19 protein-coding genes are annotated in these 19,583 nt (G+C 63.4%); 17 read left to right on the top strand and 2 right to left on the bottom strand.

Features of this window, described 5'->3' with window-relative positions:
• Window positions 1-3: 3 nt before the first annotated feature.
• The 3 genes from ACFO3E_RS03895 (at window position 4) to ACFO3E_RS03885 (ending at window position 3,390) form a co-directional block, all read left to right on the top strand.
• Window positions 4-1,269 (top strand): aspartate kinase, encoded by a 1,266-nt coding sequence (locus ACFO3E_RS03895; RefSeq protein ID WP_380802629.1) that lies wholly within the window; start codon window positions 4-6, stop codon window positions 1,267-1,269.
• Window positions 1,270-1,400: 131 nt separating this feature from the next.
• Window positions 1,401-2,414: an NAD(P)H-dependent flavin oxidoreductase gene (locus tag ACFO3E_RS03890; protein ID WP_066528666.1), complete on the top strand. Its 1,014-nt coding sequence runs from the start codon at window positions 1,401-1,403 to the stop codon at window positions 2,412-2,414.
• 94 nt (window positions 2,415-2,508) lie between these two features.
• Window positions 2,509-3,390 carry a hypothetical protein gene (locus ACFO3E_RS03885; RefSeq protein ID WP_380802627.1) on the top strand — a complete coding sequence of 294 codons (882 nt, stop codon included), beginning with the start codon at window positions 2,509-2,511 and terminating at the stop codon, window positions 3,388-3,390.
• 93 nt (window positions 3,391-3,483) lie between these two features.
• On the opposite strand, the gene ACFO3E_RS03880 is transcribed toward ACFO3E_RS03885, so the two are convergent.
• Window positions 3,484-4,152, bottom strand: a complete 669-nt coding sequence (locus ACFO3E_RS03880; RefSeq protein ID WP_380802625.1) for a winged helix-turn-helix transcriptional regulator — start codon at window positions 4,150-4,152, stop codon at window positions 3,484-3,486.
• A 137-nt stretch (window positions 4,153-4,289) separates the two neighbouring features.
• On the opposite strand from ACFO3E_RS03880, the gene ACFO3E_RS03875 reads away from it, so the two are divergent.
• From ACFO3E_RS03875 to ACFO3E_RS03855, 5 genes are read left to right on the top strand one after another with little or no spacing between them, the layout of a single operon-like run.
• Complete coding sequence (locus ACFO3E_RS03875) at window positions 4,290-4,724, top strand: VOC family protein (RefSeq protein ID WP_066524690.1); 435 nt, start codon at window positions 4,290-4,292, stop codon at window positions 4,722-4,724.
• A gap of 39 nt (window positions 4,725-4,763) precedes the next feature.
• Window positions 4,764-5,126: a DUF1428 domain-containing protein gene (locus ACFO3E_RS03870; protein WP_380802623.1), complete on the top strand. Its 363-nt coding sequence runs from the start codon at window positions 4,764-4,766 to the stop codon at window positions 5,124-5,126.
• A gap of 13 nt (window positions 5,127-5,139) precedes the next feature.
• Window positions 5,140-5,937, top strand: a complete 798-nt coding sequence (locus ACFO3E_RS03865) for a VOC family protein (protein ID WP_380802621.1) — start codon at window positions 5,140-5,142, stop codon at window positions 5,935-5,937.
• A 17-nt stretch (window positions 5,938-5,954) separates the two neighbouring features.
• Window positions 5,955-6,446, top strand: coding sequence for a VOC family protein (locus ACFO3E_RS03860; protein WP_380802619.1), 492 nt, complete (start codon window positions 5,955-5,957; stop codon window positions 6,444-6,446).
• Window positions 6,443-6,910 (top strand): SRPBCC domain-containing protein, encoded by a 468-nt coding sequence (locus tag ACFO3E_RS03855; RefSeq protein ID WP_380802616.1) that lies wholly within the window; start codon window positions 6,443-6,445, stop codon window positions 6,908-6,910. The genes ACFO3E_RS03860 and ACFO3E_RS03855 overlap by 4 nt, the downstream gene beginning before the upstream one ends.
• Window positions 6,911-6,955: 45 nt before the next feature.
• On the opposite strand, the gene ACFO3E_RS03850 is transcribed toward ACFO3E_RS03855, so the two are convergent.
• The gene (locus tag ACFO3E_RS03850; RefSeq protein ID WP_380802614.1) at window positions 6,956-8,122 is read right to left on the bottom strand and encodes a pyridoxal phosphate-dependent aminotransferase; all 1,167 of its coding nucleotides are present in this window, start codon (window positions 8,120-8,122) and stop codon (window positions 6,956-6,958) included.
• A 173-nt stretch (window positions 8,123-8,295) separates the two neighbouring features.
• Here ACFO3E_RS03850 and ptsP point away from each other — a divergent pair, with 173 nt between their 5' ends.
• The 9 genes from ptsP to ACFO3E_RS03805 all read left to right on the top strand — a co-directional run bounded on the left by ptsP (window position 8,296) and on the right by ACFO3E_RS03805 (window position 19,580).
• Window positions 8,296-10,569: a phosphoenolpyruvate--protein phosphotransferase gene (gene ptsP, locus ACFO3E_RS03845; RefSeq protein WP_066524682.1), complete on the top strand. Its 2,274-nt coding sequence runs from the start codon at window positions 8,296-8,298 to the stop codon at window positions 10,567-10,569.
• Window positions 10,570-10,659: 90 nt separating this feature from the next.
• Window positions 10,660-11,571 (top strand): helix-turn-helix domain-containing protein, encoded by a 912-nt coding sequence (locus ACFO3E_RS03840; RefSeq protein WP_380802612.1) that lies wholly within the window; start codon window positions 10,660-10,662, stop codon window positions 11,569-11,571.
• A 135-nt stretch (window positions 11,572-11,706) separates the two neighbouring features.
• Entirely contained in the window at window positions 11,707-12,618 is a 912-nt protein-coding gene (locus ACFO3E_RS03835; protein ID WP_380802733.1) for a tetratricopeptide repeat protein, read from the top strand.
• Between the two features lie 6 nt (window positions 12,619-12,624).
• On the top strand, window positions 12,625-13,572 hold the full coding sequence (gene tilS / locus ACFO3E_RS03830; protein WP_380802609.1) for a tRNA lysidine(34) synthetase TilS: 948 nt from the start codon (window positions 12,625-12,627) through the stop codon (window positions 13,570-13,572).
• Between the two features lie 143 nt (window positions 13,573-13,715).
• Window positions 13,716-13,907 (top strand): hypothetical protein, encoded by a 192-nt coding sequence (locus ACFO3E_RS03825; protein WP_066524676.1) that lies wholly within the window; start codon window positions 13,716-13,718, stop codon window positions 13,905-13,907.
• A 75-nt stretch (window positions 13,908-13,982) separates the two neighbouring features.
• Entirely contained in the window at window positions 13,983-15,932 is a 1,950-nt protein-coding gene (ftsH, locus tag ACFO3E_RS03820; RefSeq protein WP_380802731.1) for an ATP-dependent zinc metalloprotease FtsH, read from the top strand.
• Between the two features lie 295 nt (window positions 15,933-16,227).
• Window positions 16,228-17,685, top strand: coding sequence for an IMP dehydrogenase (gene guaB / locus ACFO3E_RS03815; protein ID WP_066524674.1), 1,458 nt, complete (start codon window positions 16,228-16,230; stop codon window positions 17,683-17,685).
• Window positions 17,686-17,808: 123 nt separating this feature from the next.
• Window positions 17,809-18,984, top strand: a complete 1,176-nt coding sequence (locus tag ACFO3E_RS03810) for an RsmB/NOP family class I SAM-dependent RNA methyltransferase (RefSeq protein WP_380802605.1) — start codon at window positions 17,809-17,811, stop codon at window positions 18,982-18,984.
• Between the two features lie 77 nt (window positions 18,985-19,061).
• The gene (locus tag ACFO3E_RS03805) at window positions 19,062-19,580 is read left to right on the top strand and encodes a tetratricopeptide repeat protein (protein WP_066528649.1); all 519 of its coding nucleotides are present in this window, start codon (window positions 19,062-19,064) and stop codon (window positions 19,578-19,580) included.
• The last annotated feature ends 3 nt before the right edge of the window (window positions 19,581-19,583 follow it).

The following is a 19,583-nucleotide window of genomic DNA, read 5'->3' as shown; positions in this document are numbered from 1 at the left end:
CAAATGGCGCGCATCGTGATGAAATTCGGCGGCACCTCCATGGCGGGGATGGAGCGAATTCGCAACGTGGCCGCGCGCGTCAAACATGTAGTGGAACAGGGCCATGAAGTCGCCGTCGTCGTGTCCGCCATGGCGGGCGAGACCGACCGGCTGGTGGGTTTCTGCAAGGAAGCCTCGCCGCTTTACGATCCGGCCGAATATGATGTGGTCGTCGCATCCGGCGAGCAGGTGACGAGCGGCCTGCTTGCCATGACGCTGAAGGCCATGGGTGTGGACGCGCGCAGCTGGCTCGGCTGGCAGCTTCCGATCCGCACCAACGAAGCGCATGCCAAGGCGCGCATCGGGGAAATCCACACGATCGACCTGCTGTCGTCGATGCGCGGTGGCACCGTGGCGGTGATTCCCGGTTTCCAGGGCATGATGGAGGATGGCCGTATCTCGACTTTGGGTCGGGGCGGGTCTGACACTTCGGCGGTCGCGGTAGCGGCGGCGCTCAAGGCCGATCGCTGCGACATCTATACCGACGTCGATGGCGTCTATACGACCGATCCCCGCATTGTGGCGCGGGCGCGCAAGCTCGACCTCGTCACCTATGAGGAAATGCTGGAACTGGCTTCGGTCGGGGCCAAGGTGCTCCAGACCCGCTCGGTCGGCCTCGCCATGAAGGAAGGCGTGGTCGTGCAGGTGCTTTCCTCCTTCGATGATCCCACCCAGCAGGACCTCCCCGGCACGCTGATCGTCAGCGAAGAGGAACTGGAAGCCAAGCTCAAGGAAGACAAGATGGAACGTCAGCTCATCACCGGCATCGCCCATGACAAGAATGAGGCGAAGATCACCCTGACCCGCGTGCCGGACCGTCCGGGCGCGGTGGCGCACATCTTCGGTCCGCTGGCCGATGCGGCGATCAACGTCGACATGATCATCCAGAATGTCGGCCGCGACAAGGGCGAGACGGACGTGACCTTCACCGTGCCGGGCGCTGACCTGGCCCGCGCGCTGGACGTGCTGGAGAGCCAGAAGGAAGCGATCGGCTTCAACCGCGTGATCCCCGACACGAAGGTCGCGAAGATCAGCGTCGTCGGCGTCGGCATGAAGAGCCATGCGGGCGTTGCTTCGACCATGTTCCAGTCGCTGGCGGATCGCGGCATCAATATCCTCGCCATCTCGACGAGCGAGATCAAGGTCAGCGTGCTGATCGACGAGGACGAGACCGAACTGGCGGTGCGCGTGCTGCACACAGCCTATGGGCTGGACGCGCCGGTCGCTTGACCTTTTCTTCCCTCCTCTTCAGGGGAGGGACCAGGGGTGGGGCTTGTCCCCACAGAATAGCGGTTGGGGCGATGCCCCACCCCAACCCCTCCCCTGAAGGGGAGGGGCTTTGTGATTCTAGGGACATGATTATGACCAACGCCAAACTCGCTTCCCTGATGGCCCGCGGCGCCGAATTTCTCGGCTGTGAGGTCGCGATCATGTGCGGGGCAATGAGCTGGGTGTCGGAGCGCAACCTGGTCGCGGCCATCTCCAATGCGGGCGGGTTCGGGGTGATCGCCTGCGGCGCGATGACGCCCGAGTTGCTCGACAAGGAAATTGCGGCGACCAATGCGCTGACGGACAAGCCTTTTGGTGTGAACCTCATCACCATGCATCCGCAGCTGTTTGAGCTGATCGATGTGTGCGCACGGCATGGTGTGGGGCATGTCGTGCTGGCCGGTGGCCTGCCGCCCAAGGGCAGCATTGAGGCGATCAAGGCCAATGGCGCGAAGCTCATCTGCTTCGCCCCGGCGCTGAGCCTGGCGAAGAAGCTGGTTCGCTCCGGCGTAGATGCTCTGGTGGTCGAGGGGATGGAAGCGGGCGGCCATATCGGCCCGGTCGCGACCAGCGTTCTGGCGCAGGAAATCCTGCCCGAAATGGCGAGCCAAGTGCCGGTATTCGTCGCGGGCGGCATCGGCCGGGGCGAGGCGATCGCGGCCTATCTGGAAATGGGCGCGGCCGGGGTACAGCTCGGCACCCGCTTTGCCTGCGCGGCAGAGAGCATCGCGCATCCCAATTTCAAGAAGGCCTTCTTCCGCGCGTCTGCCCGTGATGCCATCGCCAGCGTGCAGATCGATCCGCGCCTGCCCGTCATTCCGGTTCGCGCACTGAAGAATACGGGCACCGAAGCCTTCACCGCCAAGCAGCGTGAGGTCGCCAACCTGCTCGACAGTGGCGCGGTGGATATGAGTGAGGCGCAGTTGCAGATCGAACATTATTGGGCGGGGGCGCTGCGACGGGCAGTGATCGACGGCGACATCGAGGGCGGATCGCTCATGGCGGGTCAGTCGGTCGGCATGGTCACCAAGGAAGAGCCAGTCAGCGAGATCATCGCGCAGTTGATGGACGAGGCCGCTGTGGCGTTGGAACGGCGGGTGGCCTGATCGCTCCGTGCACGCTTTGCTCAATGGGACGAGCGGAATCCCTTTCCCGCTGAACTGAGTCCCGCATCCATCGCCAGGAACGCTGGCCTTTGCCATGAGTTTTCCTGACCGATACTCATCGCAGAGGGACCTGAAGTTGCTGTCGCGTGCCGCTTATCGCCGTTCATGGCAGCTTGCTTGCTTGACCACATTGGCGCTGGTCGCTGGTTGTTCGACACCTAAAAAGGCTCCACCCACGCCGCCGCCGCCGCTTGTGCGGACGATCAAGCCCTTACCGCCCATGGGCGCGGTAGAAGGCATGAGCATTCCTGATGTCGATGCCAGCGGCTCATATCTGACTCCCAATCGCGGCGTGACGGCTAACACCGCACTCTGGCATGTGCGGATGGCGCTGAACGTGGCGGCGCTTTCCTGTCATGGCGTGAACGAACCGGCGCGGTTGCAATATAATCAGATCCTCCATGTGCATCAGGCGGTGCTGCGGGAGGCCAATGCGGCCGTGGACCGCAACTATACGGCGGCTTATGGAAGCGGTGGGCTGCAGTCGCGGGAGCTGCTGAATACGGTCGTCTATAATTTCTTCTCGCTGCCGCCGGTGACGAAAAGCTTCTGTCCGGTCGCGATCGAAGTGGGCGCGAAGATCCTGGCGATGCCGTCCAATCAGTTGCTGGCTTATGCGCCCGAAGCGCTGACTGCCCTAGAGAAGCCGTTCCAGGAATTTTACGAAGCCTATGCCGATTATCTGCGGCGGTTGGCCGAATGGCAGTCGCGCTTTGGCGGGACGGTGAGCGTAGTGGTGTCTCCGACGCCGCTGCCGCCTCCGCCCACGCCGCCCAAGGAACTAGGCGCAGGGTTTGTGCCGCCGCCCAGCGTTGCACCGATTCCAAGGCCGCAAGAGGGGAGCGGCGCGCCGCTGGTGCCGCCGACGACCCGTGTGATTGTGCCGACATTTCCGCTGACGAAGCCGGCGAAGTAGCGCGTTTGGGGGCAAATGGCCGCCAAATGGGGCCGCTCAACCGTTCGAAGAAAAGGCGCTGCGACAGGCTCAGCCCGAGGGGAGGCGGGTGCGTCAGGTGGCAACGTAGGTTGATGGGGCCTTGGGGGGCAGGGGGAAGAGGCTCACAAAGCGTTTGGCTAGGGCGCAGTCGCCTTCGACCTGTAGAGCGGAACCCATGTCGTCAAATTGTTGGCCGCCATAGACCACCGCTGCCAAGGCGTTCTGGTCTCCGCTTATGATCGCGTCCGCTCCTTCGGCGGGGCCCCGGTCGATGGTGAAGTCGCCATCCTTCAGGAACGCGCGGAACTCCTCTTCGCCGAAGCGGAAACCGATGGTGGCGTCGAGATCGCCAATGCGGCCGCGATCGATCATGGTGCGCATCGAGAGGACGACCGACACGTTGCTCATGGGCATGCCCGGCTGCATCGTGGGGGAGCGGCAGGCCCAGCGGCCAAGGACTTGGAACAGTATTTCCGACTCGCGGCCCCAGTCGGTCAGTTCATAGATCTGGCTGGCCGCAGGCGGTGGTAGCCGGCGGCGGACGAGGACGCTGGCGGCCTCCAACTCCTCCAGTCTCTGCGTCAGCACATTGGCGCTGATTCCGGGCAGGCTGGCGCGCAAATCAGTGAAGCGCTTGGGCCCCAGCATCAATTCCCGCATGATGGGCATCGCCCACCGATCGCCGATCAGGTCGAGCGCATGGGCGACGGCGCAGCCGTCCTGATATGCCCGCTTCTTCACGTCCCGAGTCCTTGGTTATATTTTCTAACTTTGATGTTGCATAAGATAAGTTAGAGGTGCAGAAAGATCAAGCCGGTGAGTCGCTCCGCCACCTTTGTTCGAAGCGCTGCCCGCCCAAAATCCTAAGGAGATATGTGATGCCAGACGCTCCGAAGATGATTTTCATCAATCTGCCGGTGAAGGATTTGGCTGCGTCGATCGGCTTCTATGAAGCGGTGGGCGCGGTCAGGAATAATGAGTTTGCGGATGACAGTACGCAGATGGTCAGTTTTTCCGACACGATTCATGTGATGATCATGACGCATGAGCGTTTCGCGAGCTTCACGCCGCGCAAGATTCCCGATGCGCATGAAACCGCGCAGGTCCTGCTGGCGCTAAGCGAGGTAAGCCGGGGGGACGTGGATGCCACCGCGGAAAAGGCGTTGGCCGCAGGTGGAACCGAGCCCAATCCGCGACAGGATTATGGCTTCATGTACGGCCGCAGCTTCGCCGATCTGGATGGCCATATTTGGGAAGTGTCATGGATGGACATGGATGCGGCCATGGCGGCGCACGAGGAGGCGGCCGCCTGACTCTGGCACGATTAGATCTGGTCCAAGAGGAGAGAGACGATGGCCTATATGGACGGTTTCGTAATCCCCGTGCCCAAGGGTAACAAGCAGAGATACAAGGAGGTCGCGGCCTATGCCGCCCCTATCTTCCTTGAACATGGCGCGCTGAGGGTCGTCGAATGCTGGGCGAACGACATCAAGCCCGGCAAGGTCAACGACTTCCGCACCGCCGTCATCGCGGAGGACGATGAGGATGTCGTCTTCTCCTGGGTAGAATGGCCTGACAAGGAAACGCGCGATGCAGGCGCGGAGAAGGTCATGAAAGATCCTCGTATGCAGCCCAAGGAGGGCGAGGCCATGCCCTTTTCCGGCGCGCGGCTTATCTACGGCGGCTTTGAGGTGTTGCTCGACGAGCGGGCCTGACAGGAGACGGACGATGACCGATCTGAACGGCAAATTCTTTTGGTATGAACTGATGACCAGCGACCCGGAGGGCGCGATCCGCTTTTATAGCGACGTTGTCGGCTGGACCACGGAGCCATTTGGCGAGGATCTGCAGGGCGACACCTATCATGTGATTTCCGCCAGCGCGGGAGAGATGGGCGGCATCATGGCGATCCCGGCTCCGCTCAAGGATCATGGCATGCGGCCCTGGTGGGGCGGCTATATCGGTTCGGCCGATGTGGACGCCGATGCCAAACGGCTGACCGAGGCCGGAGGCAGCATGAAGCGCGCGCCGGAAGATATTCCTGGCGTGGGGCGCTTTGCGGTGATGGGCGATCCGGGCGGCGCGATCTTCATGCTGCTGAAGGGCGAAGGCCCAGGCGAGATGCAGGCTGCCCCGGCCATGGCGAATGGCCATGTGGGCTGGCACGAATTGTATAGCGGCGACTTCGACAAGGACCTCGCCTTCTACACGTCGCAGTTCGGCTGGGGGAAGGGCGAGGCGATGGATATGGGGCCGATGGGCAGCTATCAGCTTTTCTCCATGTCCGGCGCGACCGAGTTCAACGAGATGGCGGGCGGCATGATGGCGCGGCCCACGGAAATGCCCATGCCGCTGTGGCTTTTCTACTTCGTCGTGCCTGACATCGATGAGGCGGTCGAGAGAGTGAAGGCGGGCGGCGGCACCGTGCTGAACGGGCCGATGGAAGTGCCAGGCGGCGCCTGGATCATTCAGGGTAGCGATCCGCAAGGCGCGATGTTCGCGCTGGTCGGCATGCGCAACGGCTGAACGTAGGAGAAGGACTCATGTCCAGGATTTCACCCTGCCTGTGGTATAATGGGCAGGCCGAGGAAGCTGCGCGCTTCTATGTATCGGTCTTTGGCGGATCGGTGGATTTCATCAGCCGTTATCCGGAGAACCCGCCTGTTCCGGCCCCCTTTAAAGGCGGTGATGTGCTGATGGTCGAATTCACCCTGTTCGGCGACAGCTATCAGGCGTTGAACGGTGGGCCGGAATTCCGCTTTACCGAAGCGGTTTCGCTCTCCGTCGCCTGCAAGGATCAGGCGGAGATCGATCGCTATTTCGACGCCCTTACCGCCGAGGGCGGTTCGCCGGGGCCGTGCGGCTGGCTGAAGGATAAATATGGCCTGTCCTGGCAATTGGCGACGCAGGGCATCATGGACCTTTACAAGACCGGCGATGGACCCGGCATCCAGCGGATGATGGCGGAGATGATGACCATGCAGAAGCTGGATACCGCCAGGATGAAGGCGGCCTTCAAGGGAGAAACGCGATGAGCGGCGCAGAGTTTGAGCTGTCGGTCAGCTGTCACATCGACGCCCCGCGCGAGATTGCGTGGAAGGTCTGGACGGACCTGAAGGACCAGTGGTTCTGCCCAAAGCCCTGGCGCGCGGAAGTCATTGAAGAGGATTTGCGCCCCAGTGGCCGTAGTGCTGTGCGCATGTTTGGTCCCGATGGCGAAGATACCGGGCCGATGGAAGGCATCATCCTGGAGGTGGTGCCGGGCGAGCGGGTGGTTTCGACCGATTCCTATGCCGCTGGCTGGGTGCCGCAGACGCCGTTCATGACTCATCTGTGGAGCTTTGCCGATGAGGGGGAGGGCACGCGCTTTACCGCGACGGCCCGGCATTGGGATGCCGAGGGGATGAAGCGCCATGAGAAGATGGGGTTTCATCCGGGCTGGGATCAGATGGCGGCGCAGTTCAAGGAATTGTGCGAGACTTCAGCGGCTACGGCTTGAAGGAGGGGAATCCTCCCCATCCGGAGATGGGGAGGATTTGGGAGCTTATGCCTTGATGACCTTCTCCACGGCTGCGCGGAACTTGGCCATGTCGTCGGACGAGCCGACCGTGACGCGCGATACGGTCGGCCAGATGGGCCAGGCGCGGCCGATCTGAACCTTTTCCGGGGTGCCGAGCAGAGCGGTCTGCATGTCCTTGGCGGGCTTTTTCCAGTCCATCATGAACATATTGGCTTGGCTACCAGGTTGAACGGGGATGCCCTTCTTGGTGAGCCAGGCGATGGTTTCGGCCCGGTTGGCGGCGCATTCGTCACGGCGTGCCTTGATGAGCCCCGCCTCGGTATAGACGGCATTGCCGCAGGCCATGGCCGTGATCGACAGGCCGCCCGCGCTGGGGCCGAACAGCATGATACGCTTCTGCACCTCAGGATCGGCGAAGGTGAGGCCGAGGCGCATGCCCGCCATGCCGAACAGCTTCGAGAAGGTGCGCATGACGATGATGTCCTTGCGCCCGGCCATCAGGCTGACGGCGCTGGGCGCTTGGGAGAAGTGGATGTAGGCTTCATCGACCAGCAGCATCGCATCGGCCGGCTTGTTGTCGAGCAGCCATTTGATGTCGGATAGCGGCGTGATCGTGCCGGTCGGATTGTTGGGCGTGCAGACATAATAGAGGCCCGCATTGGGATTGGCGGCGAGCATCGCCTTGACGTCGCTGCCCTTGCCGACGGGCTGGGCGGCCTTGGCGATTGGCGCTTTCATGTAATCGGCAGTACGCCAAGCGGATTCGAAGGTTGGGTCGGCCGTGACCAGTCCCTTGGTCGGCGAGCAATAGGCCGCGACGATGCTCACCAGCGGGCCGCCGGACCCTGGCCACAGCATGACGTGCGAGTCCGGAATACCTTCGACCTTGGCGACGGTAGAGATGAGGTCGCCCTTATAATTGTCGGGATCATACCAGTTGCCGAATGAGGCGGCATGCGCGGCGGCTTCCACGCCCGAGGGGAAGGGGCCTGCCCAACATTCGTTCGATCCGATCCGAACCGCGCCCTTGATCCCGCGCGCGGCCTGCTGCTGCGCGAAGGCGGGCTGAAGCAGCATCGAATTCACAGCGGCGCCTGCGCCCAGCAGGGCGGCGATCTTGCCGAGGTTACGGCGCGAATATCCGCGATCGAGCAGGTCTTCGCGAGCGTCCTTTTCCAACATCAAGGTCATTTCGTCTGTCCCCTTGTTTCATCCAACCGCATGTATTTCCGATGGGGGAGACGAAGCGCCGCTCCATTTCCACAATGTGTCCTGGCGTTTTTTGATCATTTTGATGGATTTCGGCTCTGATTAACCCTGACTTCCCCTTGGAAAGGAGCCCTGTGATCTGTTAGCGCTGGTATATGTCCACGACGCCCGCCGCCGCCGCCCGCCAAATCCTGACCAGTTTGCAGGAGGTGATGGCCGCGCGAACGAGCGCGCAGGCGAAGCTGAACAAGGTGGTCGATATTATCGGCCAGGCGCTCTCCAGCGAAGTATGCTCCATCTATCTGGTGCGCGAGGGCGTGCTGGAACTGTTCGCGACCCGCGGCCTGAAGCAGGAAGCCGTGCATGTCACCCGCATGGCGATGGGAGAGGGGCTTGTCGGCCTGATCGCCACCAATGTGGAGACGCTGAACCTGGACGAGGCGGCGGCGCATCCTGATTATAGCTATCGGCCGGAAACGGGCGAGGAACTGTTCCACAGCTTTGCGGGCGTGCCGATCGTACGGCGCGAGCGGGCGATCGGCGTCTTGTGCGTGCAGCATGTGGAGCCGCGCCGCTATGAAGAGGTCGAGATTGAGGCGTTGCAGACGGTGGCCATGGTCCTGTCTGAACTGATCGCCAATGCCGAGCTGGCCGACGATGGCCCGGCGGATTCACGCGTGCAGGATACCGGCACGATCATGCTGGGCGGCCTGCAGCTGGTGATGGGCATGGCGCGTGGCCATGCCGTCTTCCATCAGCCGCGCGTCCATGTCGAACATACGGTCGCGGAGGATACGGAGGCCGAACGGCAGCGCGTCATTTCCGCCTTCACCAAGATGCGCGAGCAGATCGACCGCATGACCGGCACGGCCGAGTTCGGCACCGAGGGCGAGCATCAGGAGGTTCTCGAAACCTACAAGATGTTCGCCTATGACGAAGGCTGGATCCGGCGCATCAACGAGGCGATCGACAGCGGCCTGACCGCAGAAGCCGCGATCGAGCGGGTGCAGCAGCGGACGCGGATGCGGATGCGGCAGATCGACGATGCTCTGTTGCAGGACCGGATGCACGATCTGGAGGATCTGGCGAACCGGCTGCTGCGCATCGTGTCGGGCCAGCTTGGCACGGCGGCGCAGCTTGGGCTGCGGCAGGACGCGATCCTGATCGCTCGCAACCTGGGGCCTGCCGAACTGCTGGAATATGATCGCCGGCGGCTGAAGGGCGTGATCCTGGAGGAAGGGTCGCTGACGGCCCATGTCACCATCGTCGCGCGCGCCATGGGCGTGCCTGTGCTGGGCCGCGTGCGCGAAATCCGCCATCAGGTGAATGAGGGCGACCTCATTCTGATGGACGTGACATCCAATACTCTGCTTATCCGCCCGACGCCCGACATGGACGAGGCGTTCGAGAACAAGCTGCATGTGACGCAAAAGCGCCGCGCGGAATTTGCCGCGATGCGCGACCTGCCTTCGGTGACGGCCGACGGGCAGCGCATCGAGTTGATGGTCAATGCGGGTTTGCGGGAAGATGCGCAGGCGCTCGACCTGGTGGGCGCGGATGGTATCGGGCTGTTTCGCACCGAGTTCCAGTTCCTCGTTTCCGCCACCCTGCCGCAGCGGGAGAAGCAGCAGCGGCTTTACAAGGATGTGCTGGACGCGGCGGGGGATCGGCCGGTCATCTTCCGCACCGTCGACATCGGCGGCGACAAGGCGCTGCCCTATATGCAGCGTGACGATGATGAGCTGGAGGATAATCCGGCGATGGGTTGGCGTGCGTTGCGCCTGGCTCTGGATCGCGATGGCCTGATGAAGGCGCAGGCGCGGGCACTGCTGGAAGCGTCGGCGGGCAAGATACTCAACATCATGTTTCCGATGGTGTCGGAACCCTGGGAATATGAGCAGGCGCGCGCACTGGTCGAGCATCAGCGCGAATGGCTGCTGTCCCAGCGCAAGAAGGTCCCCTCGGGGGTCCGTTATGGCGCGATGCTGGAGGTGCCTGCACTGGCCGAGGTGTTGGATATCCTGCTGCCGAAACTGGATTTTCTGTCGATCGGCACCAATGACCTGACGCAGTTCCTTTTTGCCGCCGACCGGGCGCATCCGAGACTGGCGGAGCGCTATGATTGGCTGAGCATCGCGATATTGCGCTTCCTCGATCGGGTGGTGCGGACTTGCGAGGCCTATCAAGTGCCGGTCGGCGTGTGCGGCGAAATGGGCGGACGGACGCTGGAGGCGATGGCGCTGGTGGGCCTGGGCGTGCGGCGGTTGTCGATCACGCCCGCGTCCGTTGGACCCGTCAAGGCGATGATCCGCGCCATCGACGCAGCCGAATTGCAGGCATTGATGCGGGGGCTACTCGACGATGGCGTCGTCGATGTGCGGGGCGCGCTGACGGGTTGGGCCAATGAGCGGGCCATCGAACTGAATTGAACGGGGAAATGGGGAGCGAGCCGCCGCGGCGGCGTTGACAATCCCTGTGCCGGAATGAGACAAGACCGGCTTATAAGATCGCGGAGCAGCATGGCAGAACAACCCGAACTGGAAACCGGCGCAGCAGTGCCGGATGTGCAGTCCAGCACCCCCGGCGCGAAACTGCGCGCCGCGCGTGAGGCGCAGGGCCTGTCGATGCAGGATGTGGCGACCCGCACCCGCATCGCACAGCGTCAACTGGAAGCGATCGAGCGTGACGATTATTCCGCCTTGCCGGGCATTCCCTATGCGGTGGGCTTTGCGCGTGCCTATGCGCGGGCGGTCGGTCTGGACGAGGTTGAGATTGCAGCCGACGTTCGTAACGCCGTGCATGGATCGCAACTGGGCGCAAATCGCTACGAAAGCTTTGAGCCAGCCGATCCGGCGCGGGTGCCTTCGCGTGTGCTGGCATGGACGGCGGCAGCGATCGTCATCATCCTGGTGGCGGGCTTCACAATCTGGCGCACGCAATTTTTGACGCCGCCCACCGGGCAGGAAATCGCCGCCCACCAGGCCAAGCCTGCCGCTGCGCCCAAGCCCGCCGCAGGTGTTCGTGCTGCTGCGCCGGTGGTGCAGACGGTGGTGTTTACCGCTAATGACGATGTCTGGCTGCGCATCTATGATGAGGCGGGCGAGCGTCTGAAAGACGGCCTCATGAAAAAGGGTGAGAGCTTCACCCTGCCTGCGAACGCGCGCAACCCGATGATCCTGACCGGACGGCCGCAAGCACTGACTGTCTCGGTCGGCGGCAAGCCGGTCGCCCCGCTGGGCGCGCCCGATCGCACGATTTCCGATGTGCCCGTCTCCGCAGCGGCGCTACTGGCTCGCGCAGCGCCCGCCGCTGTGTCGCCGACCACGCCGTCCGCGGCGCAAACGCATCCCGCGCAGCCGGTGACCGGAAGCGTTGCCCCTGCCGTCCCTGCCGCCGCGCCTGCACCGGGGTCGCCGCCCGCCACAGAGTAAGTGTGGCATCCCGCACGGCCTTGAGCCGCCGCACGTCGCGCTTTACGGCAGCGATTATCGCCTTATGGTTAAAGAGGAGAGGTGCGGCCATGCGTGGCCGCATTGTCCGGGGAAATGTTCAAGTCGGGGATCATCATGCGTTACGCCTTATTTGCGACAACCGCCCTGTTGCTGGGGGCGCCGGGGCTGGTTGCGCTCGCACCCTCCGCTGTGGCGCAGAATGTAGCGCTGGACGTGCGCGTGGACCGGCTGGAAAAGGAAATGCGCGCGGTGCAGCGCAAGGTGTTCCCGGCAGGCGCGCCGCTGGAAGCGGAGATCAATCGCCCCGCGACGTCCGCCCCGCCGCCAGGCACGCCGTCTTCCTCGCCCGTTGCCGATTTGACCGCACGCGTCGGAGCGCTGGAATCGCAGCTTGCCTCCATGACCGGACAGGTCGAAGAAAACAGTTTCAAGATCCGGCAGCTGGAAGAAGCGTTCAACAAATATAAGGCCGAACAGCAGAGCCGCGCTGAGTTCGTTGCGCCTCCACCTGTGCGGCCGAGTACGCCAGCCGCCGATCCGGCTGCTGCTGCCCCGAAGCCTACCCCCGGCACCAATGGCGCGGCTAGCGACGCACGGAAAGCGGCGGTCGCGGCGGTCGAGCGCCCATCCACCGGCGATGCGGCCGCTGATGCCTACAGCTATGGCTACCGGCTTTGGGACGCCAAATTCTATCCTGAAGCGCAGAGCCAGTTGAAGGCGACCGTTGACAAATATGGGACCGCCTCGGTCGCAAGCCGCGCGGCGAACCTGCTTGGCCGCGCCTATCTCGACGACGGCAAGCCTGCGCTCGCGTCGGTCACCTTCTATGAAAATTATCAGAAGCGGCCCAAAGGCGACCGCGCGGCCGACAGCCTTGCCTGGCTCGGCGAAGCGCTGATCCAACTGAAGAAGCCCGCCGATGCGTGCAAGGTCTATGCAGAGCTGGAGCAGGTCTATGGCGCGAGCTTGTCGGCCAGCCAGCGGGGCATGATGGACAAGGGCCGCGCCAAGGCGAAGTGCAGCTAGGGCGGCATGGCCCGGCCGCCATCGGTTGAGGCTGGTCTGGAGACCCTGCTGGCGCAGAGCGTTCGGGCGCTGGCGGGCGAGGGTGATGCGTTGCGTTTCGGTGTCGCGGTGTCCGGTGGTCCGGACAGCATGGCTTTGCTGGACCTCGCCGCTCGTGTCTTTCCAGGGCGGGTGAAGGCGGCAACGGTCGATCATGGGCTGCGGAGCGCTTCTGCGGACGAAGCGGCGATGGTGGCGGAATGGTGCCGCGATCAGGGCATCTTACATGAGGTGCTGCACCCCGCGGAGCCTTTGGCCGGCAATGTCCAGCAATGGGCACGGAGCCAGCGCTATGCAGCTTTGGAGGAATGGCGCGCCGAGCAAGGCATCGACTGGATCTTCACCGCGCATCATGCCGACGATCAGTTGGAAACCATGCTTATGCGGCTGAATCGCGGGGCCGGCGTCAATGGGTTAGCCGGGATCCGGGCGCGGCAGGGGCACATCTTGCGTCCTTTGCTTGGGGTGCGGCGGGCGCAGTTGTTGGACTATGCGCGGCTACGGCAGCTACCCTTTATGAACGATCCTTCCAACAGCGATCCCCGGTTTGATCGCGCGGTGATTCGCCAAAACCTTGCTGCGGTCGATTGGATCGACTCGCAGTCGGCGGTGCGAAGCGCAGCGGCGCTGGCGGAGTGCGAAGAGGCGCTGGATTGGAGCGTGAGTGCCTTGGAGGCGCAGCATGTGCGGGGGGAAGGGGCGACTTGGGCGCTGAATCGTACGGATTTGCCGCGTGAACTTCTCAGGCGGCTGCTGCTACGGATGCTGGCCAGGGTGGGAACCGAGGCACCGCGCGGGGAAGCGCTGGACCGCGCGATCGCCGCTGCTTTGCAGGGAAGACAGGCTAGCATCGGTACGGCCTTGCTCAGGGGAGGAAGCGAATGGACCGTAAGCTTGGCGCCACCGCGACGCTGACACCCCCCTTCGAGATCGTTACGGAAAGGTTCCACGGGTCGGCGCGTGTTACCCTCGTCCCGTCGAAATGTTGCAGCGCAATGACCTTTCCTTAATAGCCTGCATGCTTATTGAGCCTGCCCTCTATCCACAGAAAGTGAGTTATGTTCGAATTCGCGGCACTGACTTATGGTGTGCTCGCCAGCATCATCCTTTCGGCAGCGCAACGTAACCGGAAACTGGCCAAGCCGCATCCGCCGATGCTTCTTTATGCCGGTTATCTGCTTTGCGGCATGTCAGCGGGCGTCGCGGTGATCCTGGCCTATATCGCCTTGTCGCAGTTCGCTGGCGGGTGAACGACCGGCGGTGTGACCGCCCCAACTTGCGATTTCGCCGGGGCATCCTATCTTGCCCGGTGAAAGAGAGTGATGATGAACGACGAGAAGGACCCGCAGGGTAATCCCTGGATCAAGAGCGCGATGATTTGGGCGGGGGTCATTATCGCCCTGTTACTCTTCGTCTCCATGTTCGACAGCCGGACCGCTTCGCAGGCGGGCACCGGTATTGCCTATTCCGAATTCCGCTCGAAGGTGCAGGAAGGGCAGGTTAAGGACGTCGCTATCGCTCCCGACAAGATCAGCGGCACACTGAGTAGCGGGCAGCGGTTTAACACCGTGCCTGTCAATGATCCGGGCCTGACTGGCCTGCTCGACGATTATAATGTCAAATATTCCGGCCAGACCGAGGAACAGCCCAGCTTCTGGATGATCCTTATCTATCAGTCGCTTCCTTTCCTGCTGATCCTGGGCATCGCCTTCTTCGTGCTGCGCCAGATGCAGAAGGGTGGCGGCGCGGGCGGCGCGATGGGCTTTGGCAAGTCCAAGGCCAAGCTGCTTACCGAAAAGCATGGCAAGGTTACGTTCGATGACGTCGCCGGCATCGACGAAGCGCGCGAGGAACTGCAGGAAATCGTCGAGTTCCTGAAGGACCCGACGAAGTTCGCGCGTCTGGGCGGCAAGATTCCCAAGGGCGCGCTGCTGGTCGGCTCGCCCGGCACCGGCAAGACGCTGCTCGCCCGCGCGATCGCGGGGGAGGCGGGCGTGCCCTTCTTCACCATTTCCGGCTCCGACTTCGTCGAAATGTTCGTCGGCGTCGGCGCGAGCCGCGTGCGCGACATGTTCGAACAGGCCAAGAAGAACGCGCCCTGCATCGTCTTCATCGACGAAATCGACGCGGTCGGCCGGCATCGCGGCGCGGGCCTGGGCAATGGCAATGACGAGCGCGAGCAGACGCTGAACCAGCTTCTGGTTGAGATGGACGGTTTCGAGGCGAATGAGGGCATCATCATCGTCGCGGCGACCAACCGCCCCGACGTGCTGGACCCCGCGCTGTTGCGTCCGGGCCGGTTCGACCGCCAGGTCGTGGTGCCGCGCCCTGACATCGAGGGCCGCGAGAAGATCCTGGCGGTGCATATGAAGAAGGTGCCGCTGGCGCCCGACGTCAATCCGCGCACCATCGCGCGCGGCACGCCGGGTTTCTCGGGCGCTGATCTCGCCAACCTCGTCAACGAAGCGGCGCTGATGGCGGCGCGGCGGGGCAAGCGTCTGGTCGCCATGGACGAGTTTGAGGCGGCCAAGGACAAGGTCATGATGGGCAGCGAGCGCCGCTCGATGGTCATGACCGACGATGAGAAAAAGATGACCGCTTATCATGAGGCGGGCCATGCCATCGTTGCGGTCCATGAACCGGCGTCCGACCCAATCCACAAGGCGACGATCATCCCGCGCGGCCGTGCGCTGGGTATGGTGATGCGCCTGCCCGAGCGGGACAGCTACAGCTATCACCGTGACAAGATGCACGCGAACATGGCCGTCGCCATGGGCGGGCGCGTCGCCGAAGAGATCATCTTCGGTTATGATAAGGTATCCTCGGGCGCTTCGGGCGATATCCAATATGCCACCAAGCTGGCGCGCGACATGGTCACGCAATGGGGCATGTCCGACAAGCTGGGTCCCCTGCAATATGAAGAGCAGCAGGGCGAAACCTTCCTCGGCTATTCGCAGAGCCAGCGCGTCCACATGTCGGACGAGACGGCGAAGCTGATCGACAAGGAAATTCGCGGCCTGGTCGAGCAGGGTTATACGCGGGCTCAGGAAATCCTTAAAGGTCATGAGGATCAGCTGCACCTGCTCGCCAATGCGATGCTCGAATATGAGACGCTGAGCGGTGAAGAGATCAAAACGCTGCTCGATAAGGGCGAAATTACTCGCGACGACGGGACGACGATCAAGCCGTCGGTGATCCCGGCGGCGGGCTCCTCAATTCCCAATACGCGCAAGCGCAAGGGGCCGTTTGGGGAACCTTCGCCTGCAGGGATCTGATAGGATGAGACAGAGGGCGGAGCCGAGAGGTTCCGCCCTTTTTCAGTGAGTTTACGCTCTACCCCGCTTTGCCCCGAGTCTGCGGAAGGGCAAGAGACGTCTCGACCTTTGGCCGCGGGCTTCGACAGGCTCAGCACGAACGGAGGTGGCTTGCAGGCGTTAGCTTCTCGCTGATCCGCACCTTGCCAACAAAATGCCCCCAAGGGTCTGGCCGTTTCGCTGGTTAATGGTTACATGGGCCGCCACGAATCCCCAGCGGTCCTCGCCGACACGCGCAGCAGAAAGTGGCTTTCACATGGATATCCGCCTCGGCCTCACCTTTGACGACGTGCTGTTGCAGCCCGGCGAATCCGATGTGCTGCCCAGCCAGGCGGACACCAGCACTTTTGTAACCAAGCAGATCAAGCTCAACATTCCGGTCCTGTCTTCCGCAATGGATACGGTAACGGAAGCGGACATGGCGATTGTCATGGCGCAACTCGGCGGCATCGGCGTGCTTCACCGCAACCTTTCGATCGAGGAGCAGGCAGCGGCGGTCCGGGCGGTCAAGCGGTTCGAAAGCGGCATGGTGGTGAACCCGATCACCATTACGCCTCGCGCCACGTTGGCAGATGCGCAGATGCTGATGGACCGCCACAGGATCAGCGGCATTCCGGTGGTCGAGGATTCGGGCAAGCTGGTCGGAATCCTCACCCATCGCGACGTACGCTTCGCCGAAAATCCGGCTCAGCCGGTCAGCGAGTTGATGACCAAGGACAATCTGGCCACCGTCAAGGCGGGCGTGGGTCAGGAGGAGGCGAGGCGGCTCCTGCACCAGCGCCGTATCGAGAAGCTGTTGGTGGTGGACGATGATTATCATTGCGTCGGCCTGATCACCGTCAAGGATATCGAGAAGGCGGTCACTTATCCGCAGGCGACGAAGGACGGCTCCGGCCGCCTGCGCGTCGCGGCGGCGACGACCGTGGGCGACAAGGGGCTGGAGCGGAGCGAAGCGCTGATCGACGCCGAATGCGACCTGATCGTCATCGACACGGCGCATGGTCACAGCAAGCAGGTCGCCGTCGCTGTCGAGGCGGTGAAGCGCCTGTCCAACCATGTCCAAGTGGTGGCGGGCAATGTCGCCACTGCAGAGGCCACCAAGGCGTTGATCGACGCGGGGGCGGATTGCGTAAAGGTCGGCATCGGACCTGGGTCTATCTGCACCACCCGCGTGGTGGCAGGCGTGGGCGTGCCGCAGCTTACCGCCGTCATGGATGCTGCCAATGAAGCCGCGAAGCAGGGCGTTCCAGTCATCGCGGACGGTGGCCTGCGCACCTCGGGCGACGTGGCGAAGGCGCTGGCGGCCGGTGCTGGCTGCGTCATGGTCGGATCGCTGCTGGCGGGCACGGCCGAAGCGCCGGGCGAAACCTTCCTCTACCAGGGCCGCGCCTATAAGAGCTATCGCGGCATGGGCAGCGTCGGCGCGATGGCGCGTGGCTCGGCGGACCGCTATTTTCAGGCGGATATCAAGGACCAGATGAAGCTGGTGCCCGAAGGCATTGAGGGCCAGGTGCCGTTTAAGGGACCGGCGAAGGATGTCATTCATCAACTGGTCGGCGGCGTGAAGGCGGCGATGGGTTATACCGGCAGCCGCACGATCAAGGATCTTCAGGAGCGCGCCCGCTTCGTCCAGATCACCAATGCGGGCCTTTCGGAGAGCCATGTGCATGACGTGACGATTACGCGAGAGGCTCCCAATTATCCGACGCGTTAATCTCTTCCTTAAGCCCCTTCCTTTCAGCGGCCGGGTTGGGCCGGGGGATCAAGGCTGGGCGCCGCGCTTGAGGCGCGTCCCCACCCCCAACCCCTCCTCTGAAGGGGAGGGGCTTTTCGCGCTATGACGCCATCCGCTCGCGTCCAGGCTGCGGTCGAGCTGCTGGACGCCATCATCGCTTCGGCACGGGATGGCGGGCCGGCGGCAGACACGCTGATAGCGCGCTACTTCAAGGAACGACGCTACGCCGGATCGCGCGACCGGCGAGCGGTGCGCGATCATGTCTATGATGCGGTGCGCCGCACGGCGGAGCGTCCGGAGAGCGGTCGCGCGGCGATGATCGGCCTTGCGCGTGAGCGGGCTGAGATCGCTGTTTTGTTCGATGGATCGCCCCATGGGCCTGCGCCCATTGCGCCGGAGGAGCCGGGGGCTGCTGGCGGAGCCGTGCCTGCATGGCTTGCGCCGCTCCTCGCCAATCCGGTCGAACAACAGGAACTGCTGGGCCGGGCGCCCGTCGATCTGCGTGTAAACCGGCTGAAGGCCACGCCGGACAAGGTTGCGCCCTTGTTCCCCGACGCTGTCGCGATCGATGGACTGCCGGATGGACTGCGCCTGTCTGAAGGCTGGCCTGTCGAGCAGAGCGATGCGTGGAAGCAGGGGTTGATTGAGGTGCAGGATGCCGGGAGTCAGCTGATCTCCGCCGCTTGCGCAGTAGAACCCGGCATGACCGTCATCGACCTGTGCGCTGGTGCAGGCGGCAAGACGCTGGCGCTCGCCGCGGCGATGGCGGGTGAGGGGACGCTGATTGCGGCTGACACGATCCGATCGCGGCTCGCCCGCCTTGCGCCGCGTGCAGAGCGGGCGGGGGCGACGTTCATCGAAACGCTGCTGCTTGATCAGGGGCATGAGGCGGGTGCGCTGGAAAGCCTCAACGGGCGGGCGGATGTCGTGTTGGTCGATGCGCCTTGCTCGGGCACTGGCACATGGCGGCGCAATCCCGAGGCGCGTTGGCGGTTGACGCCTGCCCGGCTTGATCGGCTGGTGCACGAACAGGCGCGGATTTTGGATTTTGCCGCGCCGCTCCTCGCGCCGGGTGGTGCGCTGATCTACGCGACCTGTGCGCTGACGGACCGGGAGGGGGCGGGGCAGGTGCGCGGCTTCCTTGATCGGCATCATGGATGGGAAGCCGAGCAGATCCGGATCGAGCAGGGCCGCGATCATAGCGGTGGACGGCTGCTGACGCCGGGTCATGATGCGACGGATGGTTTCTATTTCGCGCGGCTGCGGCGCATGGCATGAAAGAGGCGATGGACAAGCCCAGCCAAAATGACGACAGTTGGGCAGAATCAACGCCTGAAACATGGCTGGAGTTGTGCATGCGCTTTACCCCTGCTTCGATCGCCCTGGCCGCCCTTTTGACCACCGTGTCCAGCGTCGGGCTGACACAGCGGCCCGACACGCAGATTTCACCCCTGTCGATCGAATGGCAGCATGCCGGCGTGGCCGCGCGCAAGGCCGGCAATTTCGAAGGGGCAAATGATGCGCTGGAGACGGCTCTGGCGGTCGATCCGCGCAACCGCACAGCCTATGTCGAACTCGCCGAAGTCGCGCGCGCACAGGGGCTGCAGGGCAAGGCGATACGCCTCTATCGCGAGGCGCTGCTGCTCGATCCGTCCGATGTGGGCGCATTGGTCGGCCAGGGTGAAGCGATGGTGGAAAAGGGCGCTATCGCGAAGGCGAAGGAGAATCTTGTCCAGGCTCGGAATGCCTGCAAGTCGGACTGCGCTGCCGTGGGCAAGCTGGCTGCAGCGATCGAGAAGGGCCCGCCTGCGACGGTGCTGAGCGCGAAGGAAGGCGTGGCGGTGCCGAAGGTTCCGGTGACTGAGACGCCCTAAGTT

The organism is Sphingobium tyrosinilyticum (assembly GCF_042654265.1).
In the GTDB taxonomy this organism is placed as follows: Bacteria; Pseudomonadota; Alphaproteobacteria; order Sphingomonadales; family Sphingomonadaceae; genus Sphingobium; species Sphingobium tyrosinilyticum.
This window is presented reverse-complemented; position numbering and strand designations above follow the sequence as displayed.

What these genes read in the sequence shown, in the direction of transcription:
- ACFO3E_RS03895 (WP_380802629.1), top strand. Translation starts at nt 4, where the DNA reads ATGGCGCGCATCGTGATGAAATTCGGCGGCACCTCCATGGCGGGGATG.
- ACFO3E_RS03890 (WP_066528666.1), top strand. Translation starts at nt 1,401, where the DNA reads ATGACCAACGCCAAACTCGCTTCCCTGATGGCCCGCGGCGCCGAATTT.
- ACFO3E_RS03885 (WP_380802627.1), top strand. Translation starts at nt 2,509, where the DNA reads ATGAGTTTTCCTGACCGATACTCATCGCAGAGGGACCTGAAGTTGCTG.
- ACFO3E_RS03875 (WP_066524690.1), top strand. Translation starts at nt 4,290, where the DNA reads ATGCCAGACGCTCCGAAGATGATTTTCATCAATCTGCCGGTGAAGGAT.
- ACFO3E_RS03870 (WP_380802623.1), top strand. Translation starts at nt 4,764, where the DNA reads ATGGCCTATATGGACGGTTTCGTAATCCCCGTGCCCAAGGGTAACAAG.
- ACFO3E_RS03865 (WP_380802621.1), top strand. Translation starts at nt 5,140, where the DNA reads ATGACCGATCTGAACGGCAAATTCTTTTGGTATGAACTGATGACCAGC.
- ACFO3E_RS03860 (WP_380802619.1), top strand. Translation starts at nt 5,955, where the DNA reads ATGTCCAGGATTTCACCCTGCCTGTGGTATAATGGGCAGGCCGAGGAA.
- ACFO3E_RS03855 (WP_380802616.1), top strand. Translation starts at nt 6,443, where the DNA reads ATGAGCGGCGCAGAGTTTGAGCTGTCGGTCAGCTGTCACATCGACGCC.
- ACFO3E_RS03850 (WP_380802614.1), bottom strand. Translation starts at nt 8,122, where the DNA reads ATGACCTTGATGTTGGAAAAGGACGCTCGCGAAGACCTGCTCGATCGC.
- ptsP (WP_066524682.1), top strand. Translation starts at nt 8,296, where the DNA reads ATGTCCACGACGCCCGCCGCCGCCGCCCGCCAAATCCTGACCAGTTTG.
- ACFO3E_RS03840 (WP_380802612.1), top strand. Translation starts at nt 10,660, where the DNA reads ATGGCAGAACAACCCGAACTGGAAACCGGCGCAGCAGTGCCGGATGTG.
- ACFO3E_RS03835 (WP_380802733.1), top strand. Translation starts at nt 11,707, where the DNA reads ATGCGTTACGCCTTATTTGCGACAACCGCCCTGTTGCTGGGGGCGCCG.
- tilS (WP_380802609.1), top strand. Translation starts at nt 12,625, where the DNA reads ATGGCCCGGCCGCCATCGGTTGAGGCTGGTCTGGAGACCCTGCTGGCG.
- ACFO3E_RS03825 (WP_066524676.1), top strand. Translation starts at nt 13,716, where the DNA reads ATGTTCGAATTCGCGGCACTGACTTATGGTGTGCTCGCCAGCATCATC.
- ftsH (WP_380802731.1), top strand. Translation starts at nt 13,983, where the DNA reads ATGAACGACGAGAAGGACCCGCAGGGTAATCCCTGGATCAAGAGCGCG.
- guaB (WP_066524674.1), top strand. Translation starts at nt 16,228, where the DNA reads ATGGATATCCGCCTCGGCCTCACCTTTGACGACGTGCTGTTGCAGCCC.
- ACFO3E_RS03810 (WP_380802605.1), top strand. Translation starts at nt 17,809, where the DNA reads ATGACGCCATCCGCTCGCGTCCAGGCTGCGGTCGAGCTGCTGGACGCC.
- ACFO3E_RS03805 (WP_066528649.1), top strand. Translation starts at nt 19,062, where the DNA reads ATGCGCTTTACCCCTGCTTCGATCGCCCTGGCCGCCCTTTTGACCACC.